The organism is Streptomyces sp. HNM0645, from assembly GCF_030056615.1.
In the GTDB taxonomy this organism is placed as follows: Bacteria; Actinomycetota; Actinomycetes; order Streptomycetales; family Streptomycetaceae; genus Streptomyces; species Streptomyces marianii.
In genome coordinates this window covers 78,040-93,649 of record NZ_JASHLT010000043.1, presented here as the reverse complement: position 1 = coordinate 93,649, position 15,610 = coordinate 78,040, and the positions used below count along the sequence as shown (strand labels likewise).

The following is a 15,610-nucleotide window of genomic DNA, read 5'->3' as shown; positions in this document are numbered from 1 at the left end:
TCGAAGGTAGGCGCACCGTTTTGATGCGTCCAATGCATGGAACGGCTTTAATCGTTCCCATGGTGCATGAATACAGCTCACAGGCTCGCGTGTCACCGAGTAGTTACGAAGAAGACATGCGGCTGCTGCTCGCGCCGCGCCTGGCGTACTTCGCCGGGGTCGCCCGCCACGAGCATGTGACCAGGGCCGCGCAGGAACTCGGCGTGCCCCAGTCGACTCTGTCGCGCGCCATGGTCCGCCTCGAACAGGACCTGGGGGTGACGCTGTTCACCCGCAAGGGCCGCACCGTGTCGCTGACGCCCGCGGGCCGTGACTTCCTCGTCTCGGTGGAGCGGGCGCTCGGCGAGGTCGAGCGTGCGGCGGAGTCGGTACGCGCCGACGCCGACCCGTCCGGGGGCAAGGTCGCCTTCGGCTTCCTGCACACCATGGGTTCCGAGACCGTGCCCGAACTGATCCGGGCGTTCCGCGTCGACCACCCCCGGATCCGCTTCACGCTCGTGCAGAACTACGGCGAGGCGATGATCGAGCGGCTCCGGTCCGGTGAGCTCGACCTCTGCCTCACCTCACCGGTCCCGGACGCACCCGACCTGGTCGCGCGGCGCCTGGACGATCAGCGGCTGCGGCTCGTCGTGCCCGACGACCACCGGCTCGCCACCCGGAAACGGGTCCGGCTGGCCGAGGCGGCGGACGAGACCTTCGTGACCCTCGAACCGGGCTACGGGCTGCGGCGCATCACCGACGCGCTCTGCGCCGAGGCGGGCTTCTCGCCGCGCGTCGCGTTCGAGGGGGAGGAGGCCGAGACGCTGCGCGGTCTGGTCGCCGCGGGTCTCGGCGTGGCCCTGCTGCCCCCGCCGGCGGTGCCGCGCCCGGGCGTGGTCGAGCTGACGGTGACGGCACCACGGGCGATCCGGGAGGTGGGGGTGGCGTGGCTGGACGGGCACGCGGACACTCCGCCGGTGGCGGCGTTCAAGAAGTTCCTGCTGTCGCGCCGGGGCAACCTGCTTCCGGACTGAGCCGCGCGCCGGGGGTGCCCGGTGCCGCGCCGGTGAACGCGCCCGCGGCGCCCGCGCGCGAGGGGCGCCGGACCCGCGTTCCCGTACCGCCGGCGGCGCACCCCCCCGCGTACGCACGTACCGCACGGCGGGCCCGTGCCGTCAGTGGCGCAGCGCCCTCCCGAAGCCCGCGGCGAGCGGCATCCGGAGTCCCAGCGGCGGGGGCGCGGCGAGCGCGTCCGCGACGGGGCGGGCGTAGGCGCGCGAGAGGAGGGAGCCGATGACGAAGTCCGCGGCCAGCGCCTGGACTTCGGCCTGGTGCTGCCGCAGCGCGTGCCCGTCCGAATGGACCTCGAACCGGCACGTGTCCCGGTTCGCCTTCTTCGCCCGCTCCGCCAGCCGGTACGACAGCTCCGGATCGCTCCTCGCGTCGTTCGTGCCGTGCACGATCAGGACCCGGCGGCCCGCGAGCTGCTTCACCGGTTCGGGTTGCGCCGCGACGTCGTCCTCCGGCAGCCAAGGGGCGAGAGCCAGCACGGAGTTGACGGCGCCGTGCCCCGCCGCGTGGAGGGCGGCCCGCCCTCCCATGCCCTGTCCGGCCAGGCAGACGGGTACGTCGCCGTAGCGCCGCACCGCCTCGTCCGCCGCCCGGGACGCGTCCGCCGCGAGCCGGGCGTCCGTGCCGTTCCAGCCGCGCCCGCCGTAGCGCACGACGTGCGCTACGAGGCCGTCCCCGCGGCCCGCCCGGGCCAGGGAGCGCGCCAGCGGCAGGGCGGAGGCGCGGGCGAGCACGGACGGGCCGCGTGCCGACTCGGGCGCACCGTCCGGCAGCACCAGCACCACTCCGGTGACGACCCCGTCCACCGCCTCTCCGAGCGGCCGGACCGCCCGGCCCAGCCGGGCCTGCGCTGCCTTGCCGCTCCGCCGTTCCCCTCGTGCCGCGTTCCCCTCGAACCGGGCACGGGCCGTTCCCGCCGCGCCGGCCGCGCGCCCCCACCACCGGGGCAGTGCGTGGTGTGTCATCAATCCTCCTGAGCAAGGGGACCACCGACTTCAGCCGATGGGGGGAGCGCCGGTCGGACCGTCATCGCCGTGGACCACCCCGCAGTACCTCCCGCACCTGCCCGTCCTGCACGCACGCCGGGAAGGGGAACCGGGTCACCCGGGCGAAGTCCGCATGCACGGCGTGCGGGTTCACCGTGAACGCGGACCACGTCGGCGCGTCGAACGTCCTCGGCGGGCCGGGCCGTCCCTCTGCGAGGCGGCGCGGCCATCGGCACGGGAAGCCCGCGTGTTCACGCGTGGGTGGCGTCACGGCAGAACAGTCTCAGAAGGGCGGGTGTACTCCACCCGTCCGCACGGTCACTGTTACGTATCGACAGGTGATTCGTGCAGCTGCCTTCTACGCGCGTAGGGACTAGAGTGCGGAGATGACGAGCCAGACACCCCACGCATCCTCCCGGGGAAGCGCCCCCGGGCACCAGGGACCCACCACGGATCAGATCCGCCGCGCCCCGAAGGTTCTTCTGCACGACCACCTCGACGGCGGGCTGCGCCCCGGCACCGTCATCGACCTCGCCCGCGCCGTCGGCTACGACGCCCTGCCCGAGACCGAGCCGGACAAGCTCGGTGTCTGGTTCCACGAGGCGGCCGACTCCGGCTCGCTGGAGCGCTACCTGGAGACGTTCGCGCACACCTGTGCCGTCATGCAGACCCGGGAGGCTCTCAAACGCGTCGCGATCGAGTGCGCCGAGGACCTGGCCGAGGACGGCGTCGTGTACGCCGAGGTGCGGTACGCGCCGGAGCAGCACCTCGAAGCGGGGCTGACCCTCGAAGAGGTCGTCGAGGCCGTCAACGACGGTTTCCGGGAGGGTGAACGCCGGGCCCGCGCCAACGGCCACCGGATCCGGGTCGGTGCCCTCCTGACCGCCATGCGGCACGCGGCCCGGGCCCTGGAGATCGCCGAACTCGCCAACCGCTACCGCGACGCGGGTGTCGTCGGCTTCGACATCGCGGGCGCCGAGGCCGGCTACCCGCCCACCCGCCACCTCGACGCGTTCGAGTACCTCAAGCGGGAGAACAACCACTTCACGATCCACGCCGGCGAGGGATTCGGGCTGCCGTCCATCTGGCAGGCCCTCCAGTGGTGCGGCGCGGACCGTCTCGGCCACGGTGTCCGCATCATCGACGACATCGAGGTCGCCGACGACGGCGGCGTGAAACTGGGGCGGCTCGCCGCGTACGTCCGGGACAAGCGGGTCCCGCTCGAACTGTGCCCGACGTCCAACCTGCAGACGGGCGCCGCGTCCTCGTACGAGGAGCACCCCATCGGGCTGCTGCGACGGCTGCACTTCCGGGCCACCGTCAACACGGACAACCGGCTGATGAGCAACACGAGCATGAGTCGCGAATTCGAGCTGCTGACCGAGACGTTCGGCTACACGCTCGACGACATGCAGTGGTTCACGGTCAATGCGATGAAGTCGGCGTTCATTCCTTTTGATGAGCGGCTCGCGATGATCAATGACGTCATCAAGCCGGGATACGCCGAACTCAGGTCGGAGTGGCTTTTCCAGCAGACCGCCACGACCAGTGGTTCTGCCGCGAAAAAGGGCTGAACCGAAGTGATGTGGAAACGGCCGGGAGTGTCAACCCCCGGTCGTTTTTCGTTCCCCTGGGTGTTTGCAGGGCCGCGGAGGCCCTGGCTAGCTTGCAATGCCGTGCAATTCCCCTCCCTCAAGGAAACACACCTGATGAAGCAAGCTGCTGCAAAGACCCTCGGTGTCGCCGCTCTCGGCGCCGCCTTCGCCGCTGCCGCCGCCGGTTCCGCGTCGGCCACGACGGCCCTCCCCGACGTCGGCACGCCCGTGGACGCCCTCTCCGCCGTCCAGCCGACCGTGCTGCCCGCCGTCGACGAGCTCGCCCAGCAGTCCGGCCCCAGGATCCTGCCCGCGCCCGCTCCGGCCGGCGGCCTCCTGGGCGGTCTGCCGGTCAGCGGTGTGCCGGCAGGCGGTCTGCCGCTGAACGGCCTTCCGCTGCCCGTGTGACCGGGGCGCGGGGCGTCCGGTCACCGACGAGGGCGCCTTACGGCGCGACCGCCGACGACGGGAGGCGCGCACCCGGACGTCCGGGTGCGCGCCTCCCGTCGTCGGCGGTCGCGGCGGTCGTCACCAGGCGGTGGAGGCGGTCTTCTCCGTCGGCAGCAGCAGCCACAGCGCCAGGTACAGCAGGAACTGCGGGCCGGGCAGCAGACAGGAAACCAGGAAGATCACGCGCATCGTGGTCGCGGAGGTGCCGAAGCGCCGTGCCAGCGCTGCGCACACTCCGCCGATCATCCGTCCTTCGCGGGGGCGGGCAAGTGCGGCCATGGTGTGCTCCTTCACGAGTCCTTCGTGGGAGCCGCTCCGTCGGGCTCCCGATGACTCCATGTTCACCGGGAACGAGCGAGGAAGCGTCGCTCTAGGGGGCGATCCCGACCCTGGGAATCGTCGGGGTGGGCCCCTGAGGAGCGTCCTCCCGGAGCAGGGGCCCCCGGTCCTTCCCACGGCCCGCCGGCCGGCGCCCCGAGCCCCCGCGCCGCAGCCGGGCGCGCCCGGCGGGAACGACGAGGAGATGGGCCAGCGCCACCCCGGCGGTGTTGAGCAGCAGCGAGTCCACGTCGACGACCCGGCCCGGCACCGCGGTCTGGAGCAGTTCGATGCCCAGGGACAGCAGTGCCCCCGCCGCGACCGTGCGCGCCAGTGACGCCCAGGGGGAGACGGCGAGTCTGCCGCCCGCCATCGGGAGGAGTATCCCGAGGGGCGCCAGGAGCAGCAGTCCCTCGCCGATCCGACGGGCCGCGTGGAGGGGGCCCGCCGCGAGGTCGGCCTTGATGCCCGCCAGCGGTTCCAGGTTCGCCGCCGTCACCCACGGCACGTCCAGCGGGCGGAGCGTCAGCCACGCCACGAGAGCGAGATGTGCGAGCAGGAGGACGCCTCCTGCCACGCGGAAGCGGATGGCGGCACTGCCGCCCGAACCTTGACGCTGCACGCACCACAAGACGCGACGACCGGCGGGATCGGTTCCGTGCCGGTCGTGCCGGAGTCGGTCACCCGCCGGAATTCTCGTCAGGAGGCGGCCGGCGACGGCAGCGGCCCCGCGGTCGGCAGGGCCGTGTCGGGACGCTGCTTCACCGAGTCCGTGCAGCGGTAGCCGCGCGGCGCGTACTCGCCCGGTCCCGCGAGCACCACCGTGCCGCCCGCGGTCGCCGCCTCACTCTCCGCCAGCGTGCACACGACCTGTGCCAGCGCCGCCGGCGGCAGGTCCTCGGGCTGCCGGCTCAGCCGCAGCGTGCCCGCCGGGTCGCCGTCACGCGGCGGGGAGACCGTCAGCGGGCCCCGTACGAGGCTCGCGAACCCGGCCTCCCGCTCGGTCTCCGACGGATCCTCCCGCAGCTCCTGGAGGAGTGCCTGGGCGATCAGCACCCGGTTGCCGGTCCGTCCCTCGGCGATCGGGACGGTACGGTCCACCGCCTCCAGTGCCGACGCGCACACCAGGTACACCCGTACCGGCATCTGCGGCTCCGACCGGGTGGCGGTCTCCTTGCCGGAGAGAGTGCACGGCACCCGGGAGGGTGCCGGTCCGGCGTCGACCGGGACCGTGGTCGTCCTGATACCGCAGCCGCCCACGGCGGTCGCGAGGGCGACGGCACCGGCCACGGCCACCGCCGTCCGGCGCAGCCCGGGCCGTGCGATGCCCCGCCCCGGCCCGGCCGCGTCCGCGGGGCCGGTCGACGCGTCCGGCGCGGGGGCCCTGCGTGACCCATGTACTCGGCTCACCGTGCGTCGCCCTCCACTCCCCGCCCGCCGTCGCGCTCCCGGGACACCGGCCCGTGGCCCTCCGGGGTGATGCCGGAGGCGTCACGGGGCAGCCGCAGCACGAACACCGCACCGCCGTCGCCGTCCGTGCAGTTGGCCGCGGTGATGCCGCCCCCGTGGATCAGGGCGTTCTCCATCGCGATGGACAGCCCCAGGCCGCTGCCCTCGGACCGCGGCCGCGAGGCGCTCGCCTTGTAGAACCGGTCGAAGACGTGTGGCAGGACCTCCTCCGGGATGCCCGGACCGTGGTCCCGTACCTCGATGAGCAACTCCTCGCCCTCCGTACGCACCGCCACCCGCACCGGCGAGCCGCCGTGCTTCAGCGCGTTGCCGATCAGATTGGCGAGTATGACGTCGAGGCGGCGCGGGTCGAGGCGGGCCATGATGCCGCGCTCCGCGTCCAGTTCGACGGCGTCCAGCCAGGCCCGCGCGTCGATGCAGGCGGTGACCTGGTCGGCGACGTCGACGTCGTCAAGGACCAGTCGCGCGGTGCCCGCGTCGAAGCGGGTCACCTCCATCAGATTCTCCACCAGGTCGTTCAGCCGCCGCGTCTCGCTCACCACCAGCTCCACGGCCGGGGCGATCATCGGGTCGAGGGCGTCCTGTTCGCCCTCCAGGATCTCCGTCACGGCGGTCAGCGCGGTCAGCGGCGTACGCAGCTCGTGCGACATGTCGGCGACGAAGCGGCGGCTGGACTCCTCCCGCGCGCTCATGTCCGCCATCTTCTTCTCCAGCGACTCCGCGGCCTTGTTGAAGGTGCGGGACAGCTCGGCCAGTTCGTCCGTGCCGGACACCTGAAGCCGGGTGTCCAACTTGCCCTCGCCGAGCTGCCGGGCCGCCTGCCCGAGCCGCTGGACCGGCTTGAGCACGGTCGTCGCGGCGGCCTGCGCCAGCAGCGCCGAGCCGGCCAGTGCCAGGGCCGTGGCGATGCCCAGCGACCAGGCCAGCGAGTTCAGGTCCTGGCGCTCCTGGTCGAGGGACTTGAACAGATAACCCGTTGGCCCGCCGCCGACGACGCGCGTGCCGGCCACCAGATAGGGCGTGTTGCCGCGCTGGATGCGCACCCAGAACAGATGCGACTGGTCGTTCACCGCCTTCCGCAGCTCCGCCGGCACGTCGTCGAGGGTGAAGACGTCGGGGTCGGAGGCGCCGACGATCGGCTTGCCCGCGGCCCGCTCCCCGAGCAGCAGCACTCTGTAGCCGGCGGTGCCGCCCGCCATCTGTTCCGCCGTCGTCTGGAGTTCGCTCTCCGTGGGCCGGGCGGGCAGCGATGCGGCACGGTTCTGCATCTGCTGCCGGAAGTCGCCCAGCGCCGCGTCCTGCGTACGGGTCAGCACGGCCTCCCGGTTCAGCCAGTACGCGATCCCGGACGCGGACACGGCGGCGGTCAGCGCGACCATGCCGAACACGACGACGAGGCGCAGTCTGAGACTGGTCCAGCCGAGTCCCGCGAGTATGGCCCTCTTTGCGGCACCGCTCACTGAGGGGTGTCCAGCCGGTAGCCCACACCTCTGACCGTGCGGATCAGCGTCGGCGAGGACGGCACGTCCTCCACCTTCGCCCGCAGCCGCTGGACGCAGGCGTCCACCAGCCGGGAGTCGCCCAGGTAGTCGTGCTCCCACACCAGGCGCAGCAGCTGCTGGCGGGACAGGGCCTGGCCGGGCCGGCGGCTCAGCTCCAGCAGGAGGCGCAGCTCGGTCGGTGTGAGCTGCAGGTCCTCGCCGTTCTTGGTGACCGTCATCGCGGAGCGGTCGATGACCAGCGAGCCGAAGGTCGCCGAGTCCGTCGACTCGCGCTCACCCCGCCGCAGCACGGCGCGGATCCGGGCGTCGAGCACCCGCCCCTGCACCGGTTTGACCACGTAGTCGTCGGCGCCCGATTCCAGCCCGACGACGACGTCGATGTCGTCGCTCCGCGCGGTCAGCAGGATGATCGGCAACTGGTCCGTGCGCCTGATCCGCCGGCACACCTCGAAACCGTCGATGCCGGGCAGCATCACGTCCAGCACGATCAGGTCCGGCCGCTGCTCGCGCAGCAGTTTCAGGCCGTCCTCGCCCGTCGCCGCGGTGGCCACACGGTGGCCCTGGCGTGACAGGGAGAGTTCGAGGGCCGTGCGGATGGCGTCGTCGTCCTCGATCAGCAACAGGAAAGGCACGGAGGTCATTCTGGCCCATGCGGCCCCGACAGTTCGACCGCCGGACCGCTCCGGCCCGTCCCGCCGGGGGACACAGGCCCTGTGACAGGCCTGTGACAGTCGGCAGACAGCGGTGTGAAGTCCCCCGGGCAGAGTCTTCCCCACAAGGAACGAACGGACTCCTACCGACGGGGGGCGCGGGATGAACGCACTGCACAGCACGTCTTCGAGCGCGGTTGTCACGCGTCTCCACGACGTCGTACGGAACACCGAGAAGTCCGGCGCCGTGAACGGGCGGGGGTGCGTTCGCGGCGCCGGGCGCCAGCACCGGCCGTCGACCGCCGAGCAGGGACGTACGTCCTGCATGACGGTCGTCGAGGCCGGGGCCGAGGCGAGCCACGGGGGAAGCGCGTACGGGAGGTCCGCGGGGGAGCGGAGCGTCCCGGGGGAGCGGGCGGACGCCGAAGCGGCGTTCACCGCCTACGTCCGGGAGCGCCGCGCCTCCCTGTACGCGACCGCCTACCACCTGACCGGTGACCGCTACGAGGCGGAGGACCTGCTGCAGAGCGCGCTGTTCTCCACCTACCGGGCGTGGGACCGGATCAGCGACAAGGCTGCGGTCGGCGGCTACCTGCGCCGGACGATGACGAACCTGCACATCAGCGCCTGGCGCCGGCGCAAGATCGACGAGTACCCGACCGAGGAGCTTCCCGAGACGGCGGGCGACACGGACGCGATGCGCGGCACCGAGCTGCGCGCGGTCCTGTGGCAGGCCCTGGCCCGGCTCCCCGAGCTGCAGCGCACGATGCTGGTGCTGCGCTACTACGAGGGACGCACGGACCCGGAGATCGCGGAGATCCTCGACATCAGTGTCGGCACGGTGAAGTCGAGCATCTGGCGCTCCCTGCGCCGGATGCGCGAGGACGACGCCCTCAGCTTCGGCCGTGACGAGGAGGAGTCCTTCGGCGAGCTGGTGGCCTGAAGGCGGTACGGGGGACCACGGGGGAAGCGAAGCGGGGCCGTACGGGACAGGGGGTTCTGTACGGCCCCTTCGCGCGTCCGCGGGCGGGCGGGAGCCGGCCGGAACCGCGGGCGCCGCCCGCGCCCCGCCACGTCGGCGGAAGGCTCCCCGGGGCTCGGGGCTCCCTACACGGCTTCCTTCGCCGGGGCGCGGCGGCAGTGGCCCGCGGCGGCCGTGGCGAGACGGCCCAGCGCCTCGTCCGCGCCGCAGGGGTGGGCGCCCAGCGCCGTCTGGCGGGCGACGATGCCGCGTTCGGCCCGCATCAGCCGCCAGCCGCGCCGGAGCAGGAAGGGCACGGACTTGCGGCCTTCGCGCAGATCCCGCACGAGTCGGCGGCGGAAGGTCGTCGAGGGCCGTCCGCGCAGGCAGATGGCGTCCGCGAGGATGCCGAGCTCCTGGCAGCGGTCCACGATGTCCGCGGCGAAGACGCCCTCCGCGACGAAGAGCGGGGCACGGGAGATGTCGACGAACTCGGCGCCGCTTCGGGAACTGGTGGCGATGTCGTACACGGGGACCGTCGTCCGTCCCGTACGGCACAGTTCCGCGACGGCCCGGACCGCGGCGTCGGCGTCCCAGGAGGCGGGGGAGTCCCAGTCGACGGCCGTGGTGCCCGCCATCAGCGGGAGGCCGGGGTCGTCCCCCTCCTTGTAGAAGTCGTCGAGGCGCAGCACCGGGAGGCCGGAGCGGGCGGCGAGGGACGATTTTCCGGAACCCGAGGGCCCGGACAGCAGGACGACGCGCGTCGGCGGGGGTTGGGAACTCACGGGACACCAGTGTGAGGCATTGACCCGTGCGTGGGATCCCCCGGAGGTCCGGTTGGTATCGAGCGTCACATCACAACTACGCTGCGTCGTCGACCGGTTACTTCTGGAGGCAGGATTCCATGGCAGGCACGAAATTCCTCAGGGCGGCCGGGCTGACCGTCACCGCGCTGGGCGCGGCGCTCGGAGCCGGGGCCGCACCGGCCCAGGCGGCGCACGCGGACGGCCACGGCTCGGCGACCGTGAACGCCCTCGCGGACAGCGTCGGGTACGTCGGGGCGCCCGTCGAGAACGTTCCGCTGAACCCGCTGGCGCACACCGGTGTGGACCCGCTCGACAACGGAGTCGGCACGCAGGTCGCCGACTTCAGGGAGCTCGACACCCGGCACGTCACCGGGTCGCTGGGCAGCCCGCGGGAGGTGCCGGTCGCCGGGCCGCTGCTCGGCGGGCTCATGCCGGGCTGACCGGAGGGCGCGCGACGGCGGGCCCGCGGGGATCGCTCCCCGCGGGCCCGCCGTGCGTGCGGCGCGGTGCGGCTCAGTACGCCGAGCCGGAGGCCCCCAGCGAACCCGTGGGGTGCCAGACCGTCTTGGTCTCCAGGAAGGCCGTCATCCGGTCCGTGCCGGGGTCGGCCGTCCAGTTCTCCGCGCGGGGGCGCAGCACCCGCTTCAGATTGTCCGCGGCGGCGACCTCCAGCTCCTTGGCGAGCTGCGCCTCGGCCCCGGTGAGGTCGATCGCGTTGACGTCCTGGTGCGCGGCCAGCGGGGCGGCGATTTCGCCCGTGCGGCCGGAGAGGACGTTGACCACGCCGCCGGGGAGGTCGGACGTGGCCAGCACCTCGCCGAGGGAGAGGGCCGGCAGCGGGGCGCGCTCCGAGGCGACGACCACGACCGTGTTGCCCGTCGCGATCGCGGGGGCGATCACCGAGACCAGCCCGAGGAAGGACGACTCCTGCGGGGCGAGGACGGTGACGACACCGGTCGGCTCGGGGGTCGACAGGTTGAAGAACGGGCCCGCGACCGGATTCGCCCCGCCGACGACCTGGCCGATCTTGTCAGTCCAGCCCGCATACCACACCCAGCGGTCGATCGCGGCGTCCACGACCGCGCCCGCCTTGGACTTCGACAGGCCCTCGGCGTCGGCCACCTCGCGGACGAACTGCTCCCTGCGGCCCTCCAGCATCTCGGCGACGCGGTAGAGGATCTGCCCGCGGTTGTACGCCGTGGCGCCCGACCAGCCGCCGAACGCCTTGCGTGCGGCGACGACCGCGTCACGGGCGTCCTTGCGGGAGGAGAGGGGCGCGTTGGCGAGCCACCTGCCTTTGGAGTCGGTCACCTCGTACACCCGGCCGCTCTCGCTACGGGGGAACTTGCCCCCGACGTACAGCTTGTAGGTCTTGAAGACGGACAGACGCGTCGACTCAGACATCGAGGTAGGCCTCCAGACCGTGGCGGCCGCCCTCGCGGCCGAAGCCCGACTCCTTGTATCCGCCGAAGGGCGAGGTCGGGTCGAACTTGTTGAAGGTGTTCGCCCAGACGACACCCGCGCGGAGCTTGTTCGCCACCGCGAGGATGCGGGAGCCCTTCTCCGTCCAGATGCCCGCCGACAGCCCGTACTGGCTGTTGTTGGCCTTGGCGACGGCCTCGTCCGGGGTGCGGAACGTGAGCACCGACAGCACCGGGCCGAAGATCTCGTCACGGGCGATGGTGTGGGCCTGGGTGACGTTGGTGAACAGCGTCGGAGCGAACCAGTAGCCGGACGAGGGCAGTTCGCACGGTGCCGTCCAGCGCTCGGCGCCCTCGGCCTCGCCGGTCTCGGCGAGGGCCGTGATCCGGGACAGCTGCTCGGCCGAGTTGATGGCGCCGATGTCGGTGTTCTTGTCCAGCGGGTCGCCGAGGCGCAGCGTCGACAGCCGCCGCTTGAGGGAGTCCAGCAGCTCGTCCTGGATCGACTCCTGGACGAGGAGGCGGGAGCCCGCGCAGCAGACCTGGCCCTGGTTGAAGAAGATTCCGCCGACGATGCCCTCGACGGCCTGGTCGACGGGGGCATCGTCGAAGACGATGTTGGCGCCCTTGCCGCCCAGCTCCAGCGTGAGCTTCTTGTCGGTGCCCGCGACCTCGCGGGCGATGGCCTTGCCGACCGCGGTGGAACCGGTGAAGGCCACCTTGTTCACGTCCGGGTGGGCCACGAGCGCGGCGCCCGCGTCGCCGTAGCCGGGGACGATGTTGACGACGCCCTTGGGCAGCCCGGCCTGGCGGCAGACGTCGGCGAAGAACAGCGCGGACAGGGGGGTGGTCTCCGCGGGCTTCAGCACCACCGTGTTGCCGGTGGCGAGCGCCGGGGCGATCTTCCACGCCAGCATCAGCAGCGGGAAGTTCCAGGGGATGACCTGGCCGGCGACGCCGAGGGGCCGCGGGTCGGGTCCGTACCCCGCGTGGCCGAGCTTGTCGGCCCAGCCCGCGTAGTAGAAGAAGTGCGCCGCGACCAGCGGGAGGTCGGAGTCGCGGGTCTCCTTGATCGGCTTTCCGTTGTCCAGGGTCTCCAGGACGGCGAGCTCGCGCGAGCGCTCCTGGATGATCCGGGCGATGCGGAAGAGGTACTTGGCCCGCTCGGAGCCCGGCAGTGCGGACCACTTCTCGAACGCCTTGCGCGCGGCCCTCACCGCGCGGTCGACGTCCTCGGCGCCCGCCCGGGCGACCTCGGACAGGACCTCCTCGGTGGAGGGGGAGACGGTCTTGAAGACCTTGCCGTCGGCGGCGTCGGTGAACTCGCCGTCGATGAAGAGTCCGTACGACGGGGCGATGTCGACGACCGACCGCGACTCGGGTGCGGGCGCGTACTCGAAGACAGAATGCTTGTCCATGGTCATGGGGTCTCAGTCCACCGTCACGTAGTCGGGGCCGGAGTAGCGGCCGGTCGCCAGCTTCTGGCGCTGCATCAGCAGGTCGTTCAGCAGGCTGGACGCGCCGAACCGGAACCAGTGGTTGTCCAGCCAGTCCTGACCCGCGGTCTCGTTGACGAGCACCAGGAACTTGATGGCGTCCTTGCTGGTGCGGATGCCGCCGGCGGGCTTCACGCCGACCTGTACGCCGGTCTGCGCGCGGAAGTCGCGGACGGCTTCCAGCATGAGGAGGGTGTTGGCCGGGGTCGCGTTGACGGCGACCTTCCCGGTCGACGTCTTGATGAAGTCGGCTCCGGCCATCATGCCGAGCCAGGAGGCGCGGCGGATGTTGTCGTACGTGGAGAGCTCACCGGTCTCGAAGATGACCTTCAGCCGGGCGGCGCCGGAGGCCTCCTTCACGGCGCGGATCTCCTCGAAGACCTTCATGTAGTCGCCCGCGAGGAACGCGCCGCGGTCGATCACCATGTCGATCTCGTCGGCCCCGGCCTCGACGGCGTCACGGGTGTCCGCGAGCTTGATGTCCAGGGCGGCGCGGCCGGCGGGGAAGGCGGTGGCGACGGAGGCGACCTTCACGTCCGCCCCGCCCAGGGCGGCCTTGGCGGTGGCCACCATGTCGGGGTAGACGCAGACGGCGGCCGTCCTCGGTGCGGAGCGGTCGGTCGGGTCGGGGTTGACGGCCTTGGCGGCGAGCGCCCGGACCTTGCCCGGGGTGTCCGCGCCTTCCAGCGTCGTCAGGTCGATCATCGAGATGGCCAGGTCGATGGCGTACGCCTTGGCCGTCGTCTTGATGGAGCGGGTGCCGAGAGACGCGGCGCGCGCTTCCAGGCCGACGGCGTCGACACCGGGCAGCCCGTGCAGGAAGCGGCGCAGTGCGCTGTCGGACGAGGTCACGTCAGCGAATGCAGGTGCAATGGTGGGCATGGTCACCAGACCAGCATATCTACGCGCGTAGCAACCTGTACAGGGGGCACCGGGGACTCGTCATCCGGTGCCCCGGGCCCATGCGGCAGAATCGTGAGTATGAAGAGCCCCCAGCAGCCGACCGCCGAGCCGGTCTACGCCGACCGTGCCTACCGTTCGCTTTCCGGCATCGCGGCCGGTGTGCTGCTGCTCGCGTTCACCGGCTGGATCGGCGGCGACGCGCTCGTCCGCGGCGAGGGGCTCACGCCCTGGGTCGCGCTCGCCGGACTCCTGATGCTGGTGCCGCTGATCGTCGCCTTCACCCTGCGGCCCGCGGTCTTCGCCAACGACGACCGGCTCCGCATCAGGAACCCCTTCCGTACCATCGAGCTGCCCTGGCGGACGGTCGCGCGCCTGCGCGTCGTGTACTCCAGCGAGGTCCTCACCGAGGACGGCTCGAAGTACCAGCTGTGGGCCGTGCCGGTGTCGCTGCGGCAGCGCAGGACGGCCGCCCGCAGGCGGGCGAGGGCCGCCGCGGGCGACTCCGGGGGCACCACCGGGCCGGGCGGCGTCCCCGCCGCGGGCGTCACGTCGCACATGGCGCCCGGCGACCGGACGATCGCCGAACTGCGGGAGCTGTCCGAACGTGCCGCGCACCGGCCGACCGCCACCGGAGAACCGCAGGTGCGCTGGGCGTACGAGATCGCCGGCCCGGTCGTCGTGGGAGCGGTCGCCCTGCTCGTCCTGCTCGCCGTCGGCTGAGCCGGGCCGGCCTCCCCGGCCGGGTGCGCGGCAGGCGCGGACCGCGGCGCGGAGCCGGCCGCGTGCCCGTCACGGCGGGCCCTGCCACACCAGCAGCAGATGCCCGCCGAGCCAGGCCGAGGACAGCACCGCACCGCCGAGGACCAGCAGCGCCGCCGCCCTCCGCGCCCGCGCCACCGCCACCGCGACGGGCAGCAGCAGCGGGAAGGCGGGCAGCAGGAACCGGGCGCGCGGGAAGTAGACGCCGCCGCTGCCGAGGACGATGAGCAGCAGCACACCCGTGAACACCACCAGCACCGTCGGCTGCCGGTCGGCGAGGCAGAGCAGGAACAGCCCGGTGGCCAGCACCAGGACGACGGACACGAGCAGCATCAGCAACTGAGGGTCCGCGTCGTAGGCGAGGTGCTGCGTGAGCTCCTCGAGTGTCACCTTCCCGCCGTCCCAGACATTGGCCCACCGCCGCTGCACGGCGAAGTAGCCGTCCCAGCGCCCGAGGCGGAGCGCCACCCAGGCCACGTAGCCGCACCAGCCCAGCGGAGCGAGCAGCGCTCCCACGAGCGCACGCCGGCCGCGGCCGCGGACGAACGCAGCCAGCCCGGCCACCGTCACCGCCGCGGCGATCGCGGCGCCCGTCGGCCGGGTGAGCCCGGCCAGGGCCGCCAGCCAGCCGGCCCACAGCCAGCGGCCGGTGAGCGCCGCGTACAGCGACCAGGCCACGAGCGCCGTGAACAGCGATTCGGTGTAGCCCATCCACTGGACGACCGCGACGGGCATCGCGCCCCAGAGCACCGCCAGCACGGTTCCGGCACGCCACCCGTGCAGCCGCTCGCCGACCGCGAAGATGCCCCATGCCGCGGCGACCGACGCCACCACCGCGATCGCCAGGGCCACCGAGGCGCGGCTGCCCGGGGTCACCGCGGCGACGGCTCTCACCAGTACCGGATAGAGCGGGAAGAACGCCAGGTTGTTGGTGTTCGGGGCGGGTCCGAGCTCGTGGTGGTAGCCGTGGTCGGCGATCCCCAGGTACCAGTGGGAGTCCCAGGAGGCGGCCAGCGTCGGCCAGAGGCTCTCGCCCTTGAGGTGGGCCCACCGCGCGAGCACCAGGAGCCCCGTCAGCCGTACGGCCAGATAGCCGAGCAGTGCCGGGGCGGCCCGGTTCAGCGCGTGGAGCAGCCGGCTTCCCCCGCCGGGTACGGCGCCGCCTCCCGAGCCGGGTGCCCGGCGGGAGGCGGGGACGGTGGCGTGAGGGGTTGCGGTCGGGGGCACGGGGGCTCCGGTGATT

General features: G+C 72.5%; 18 protein-coding genes. 7 read left to right on the top strand and 11 right to left on the bottom strand.

Features of this window, described 5'->3' with window-relative positions:
* Nucleotides 1–59 precede the first annotated feature (59 nt).
* Nucleotides 60–1,013 carry a LysR family transcriptional regulator gene (locus QMZ92_RS26400; RefSeq protein WP_283299991.1) on the top strand — a complete coding sequence of 318 codons (954 nt, stop codon included), beginning with the start codon at nt 60–62 and terminating at the stop codon, nt 1,011–1,013.
* 141 nt (nt 1,014–1,154) lie between these two features.
* Here the strand turns inward: QMZ92_RS26400 and QMZ92_RS26395 are convergent, their stop codons facing one another.
* Nucleotides 1,155–1,835, bottom strand: coding sequence for an alpha/beta hydrolase (locus QMZ92_RS26395; protein WP_502962143.1), 681 nt, complete (start codon nt 1,833–1,835; stop codon nt 1,155–1,157).
* Between the two features lie 92 nt (nt 1,836–1,927).
* On the opposite strand from QMZ92_RS26395, the gene QMZ92_RS26390 reads away from it, so the two are divergent.
* The 3 genes from QMZ92_RS26390 to QMZ92_RS26380 all read left to right on the top strand — a co-directional run bounded on the left by QMZ92_RS26390 (nt 1,928) and on the right by QMZ92_RS26380 (nt 4,039).
* A complete protein-coding gene (locus QMZ92_RS26390) occupies nt 1,928–2,413 on the top strand; it encodes a zinc ribbon domain-containing protein (protein ID WP_349307766.1) in 486 nt (161 codons plus the stop codon).
* 9 nt (nt 2,414–2,422) lie between these two features.
* Nucleotides 2,423–3,610, top strand: coding sequence for an adenosine deaminase (locus tag QMZ92_RS26385; protein ID WP_283299989.1), 1,188 nt, complete (start codon nt 2,423–2,425; stop codon nt 3,608–3,610).
* Between the two features lie 135 nt (nt 3,611–3,745).
* Nucleotides 3,746–4,039, top strand: a complete 294-nt coding sequence (locus tag QMZ92_RS26380; protein WP_283299988.1) for a hypothetical protein — start codon at nt 3,746–3,748, stop codon at nt 4,037–4,039.
* Nucleotides 4,040–4,159: 120 nt separating this feature from the next.
* Here the strand turns inward: QMZ92_RS26380 and QMZ92_RS26375 are convergent, their stop codons facing one another.
* From QMZ92_RS26375 to afsQ1, 5 genes are all read right to left on the bottom strand, one after another.
* Nucleotides 4,160–4,360, bottom strand: a complete 201-nt coding sequence (locus tag QMZ92_RS26375) for a PspC domain-containing protein (RefSeq protein WP_283299987.1) — start codon at nt 4,358–4,360, stop codon at nt 4,160–4,162.
* 91 nt (nt 4,361–4,451) lie between these two features.
* Nucleotides 4,452–4,976 carry a VanZ family protein gene (locus QMZ92_RS26370; protein WP_283299986.1) on the bottom strand — a complete coding sequence of 175 codons (525 nt, stop codon included), beginning with the start codon at nt 4,974–4,976 and terminating at the stop codon, nt 4,452–4,454.
* 122 nt (nt 4,977–5,098) lie between these two features.
* Nucleotides 5,099–5,809 (bottom strand): hypothetical protein, encoded by a 711-nt coding sequence (locus QMZ92_RS26365; RefSeq protein WP_283299985.1) that lies wholly within the window; start codon nt 5,807–5,809, stop codon nt 5,099–5,101.
* Nucleotides 5,806–7,329, bottom strand: coding sequence for an ATP-binding protein (locus tag QMZ92_RS26360; RefSeq protein ID WP_283299984.1), 1,524 nt, complete (start codon nt 7,327–7,329; stop codon nt 5,806–5,808). The genes QMZ92_RS26365 and QMZ92_RS26360 overlap by 4 nt, the downstream gene beginning before the upstream one ends.
* Nucleotides 7,326–8,003 carry a two-component system response regulator AfsQ1 gene (gene afsQ1, locus QMZ92_RS26355; protein WP_026165053.1) on the bottom strand — a complete coding sequence of 226 codons (678 nt, stop codon included), beginning with the start codon at nt 8,001–8,003 and terminating at the stop codon, nt 7,326–7,328. The genes QMZ92_RS26360 and afsQ1 overlap by 4 nt, the downstream gene beginning before the upstream one ends.
* Before the next feature lie 181 nt (nt 8,004–8,184).
* Here afsQ1 and QMZ92_RS26350 point away from each other — a divergent pair, with 181 nt between their 5' ends.
* Nucleotides 8,185–8,964, top strand: a complete 780-nt coding sequence (locus QMZ92_RS26350) for a SigE family RNA polymerase sigma factor (RefSeq protein WP_283299983.1) — start codon at nt 8,185–8,187, stop codon at nt 8,962–8,964.
* Between the two features lie 164 nt (nt 8,965–9,128).
* Here the strand turns inward: QMZ92_RS26350 and QMZ92_RS26345 are convergent, their stop codons facing one another.
* Complete coding sequence (locus QMZ92_RS26345) at nt 9,129–9,836, bottom strand: uridine kinase (RefSeq protein WP_283299982.1); 708 nt, start codon at nt 9,834–9,836, stop codon at nt 9,129–9,131.
* A gap of 50 nt (nt 9,837–9,886) precedes the next feature.
* Here QMZ92_RS26345 and QMZ92_RS26340 point away from each other — a divergent pair, with 50 nt between their 5' ends.
* Entirely contained in the window at nt 9,887–10,228 is a 342-nt protein-coding gene (locus tag QMZ92_RS26340) for a hypothetical protein (RefSeq protein ID WP_283299981.1), read from the top strand.
* 73 nt (nt 10,229–10,301) lie between these two features.
* Here the strand turns inward: QMZ92_RS26340 and QMZ92_RS26335 are convergent, their stop codons facing one another.
* Genes QMZ92_RS26335 through deoC form a run of 3 tightly spaced genes read right to left on the bottom strand, consistent with a single transcriptional unit; the run spans nt 10,302 to nt 13,587 of the window.
* Nucleotides 10,302–11,192, bottom strand: coding sequence for an aldehyde dehydrogenase family protein (locus tag QMZ92_RS26335; protein WP_283299980.1), 891 nt, complete (start codon nt 11,190–11,192; stop codon nt 10,302–10,304).
* Complete coding sequence (locus QMZ92_RS26330; RefSeq protein ID WP_502962141.1) at nt 11,185–12,627, bottom strand: aldehyde dehydrogenase family protein; 1,443 nt, start codon at nt 12,625–12,627, stop codon at nt 11,185–11,187. Before QMZ92_RS26330 ends, QMZ92_RS26335 begins: the two co-directional genes overlap by 8 nt.
* 12 nt (nt 12,628–12,639) lie before the next feature.
* Complete coding sequence (deoC, locus tag QMZ92_RS26325) at nt 12,640–13,587, bottom strand: deoxyribose-phosphate aldolase (protein WP_283300025.1); 948 nt, start codon at nt 13,585–13,587, stop codon at nt 12,640–12,642.
* Between the two features lie 99 nt (nt 13,588–13,686).
* Between deoC and QMZ92_RS26320 the strand changes: the two genes are divergently transcribed.
* A complete protein-coding gene (locus QMZ92_RS26320; RefSeq protein WP_283299978.1) occupies nt 13,687–14,328 on the top strand; it encodes a PH domain-containing protein in 642 nt (213 codons plus the stop codon).
* Nucleotides 14,329–14,397: 69 nt separating this feature from the next.
* On the opposite strand, the gene QMZ92_RS26315 is transcribed toward QMZ92_RS26320, so the two are convergent.
* A complete protein-coding gene (locus tag QMZ92_RS26315; protein WP_283299977.1) occupies nt 14,398–15,594 on the bottom strand; it encodes a putative hexosyltransferase in 1,197 nt (398 codons plus the stop codon).
* Between the last annotated feature and the right edge of the window lie 16 nt (nt 15,595–15,610).

Coding starts and splice junctions, on each gene's coding strand:
- QMZ92_RS26350 (WP_283299983.1), top strand. CDS start 8,185: ATGAACGCACTGCACAGCACGTCTTCGAGCGCGGTTGTCACGCGTCTC.
- QMZ92_RS26330 (WP_502962141.1), bottom strand. CDS start 12,627: ATGGACAAGCATTCTGTCTTCGAGTACGCGCCCGCACCCGAGTCGCGG.
- QMZ92_RS26380 (WP_283299988.1), top strand. CDS start 3,746: ATGAAGCAAGCTGCTGCAAAGACCCTCGGTGTCGCCGCTCTCGGCGCC.
- QMZ92_RS26375 (WP_283299987.1), bottom strand. CDS start 4,360: ATGGCCGCACTTGCCCGCCCCCGCGAAGGACGGATGATCGGCGGAGTG.
- QMZ92_RS26340 (WP_283299981.1), top strand. CDS start 9,887: ATGGCAGGCACGAAATTCCTCAGGGCGGCCGGGCTGACCGTCACCGCG.
- QMZ92_RS26335 (WP_283299980.1), bottom strand. CDS start 11,192: ATGTCTGAGTCGACGCGTCTGTCCGTCTTCAAGACCTACAAGCTGTAC.
- deoC (WP_283300025.1), bottom strand. CDS start 13,587: ATGCCCACCATTGCACCTGCATTCGCTGACGTGACCTCGTCCGACAGC.
- QMZ92_RS26385 (WP_283299989.1), top strand. CDS start 2,423: ATGACGAGCCAGACACCCCACGCATCCTCCCGGGGAAGCGCCCCCGGG.
- QMZ92_RS26320 (WP_283299978.1), top strand. CDS start 13,687: ATGAAGAGCCCCCAGCAGCCGACCGCCGAGCCGGTCTACGCCGACCGT.
- QMZ92_RS26400 (WP_283299991.1), top strand. CDS start 60: ATGGTGCATGAATACAGCTCACAGGCTCGCGTGTCACCGAGTAGTTAC.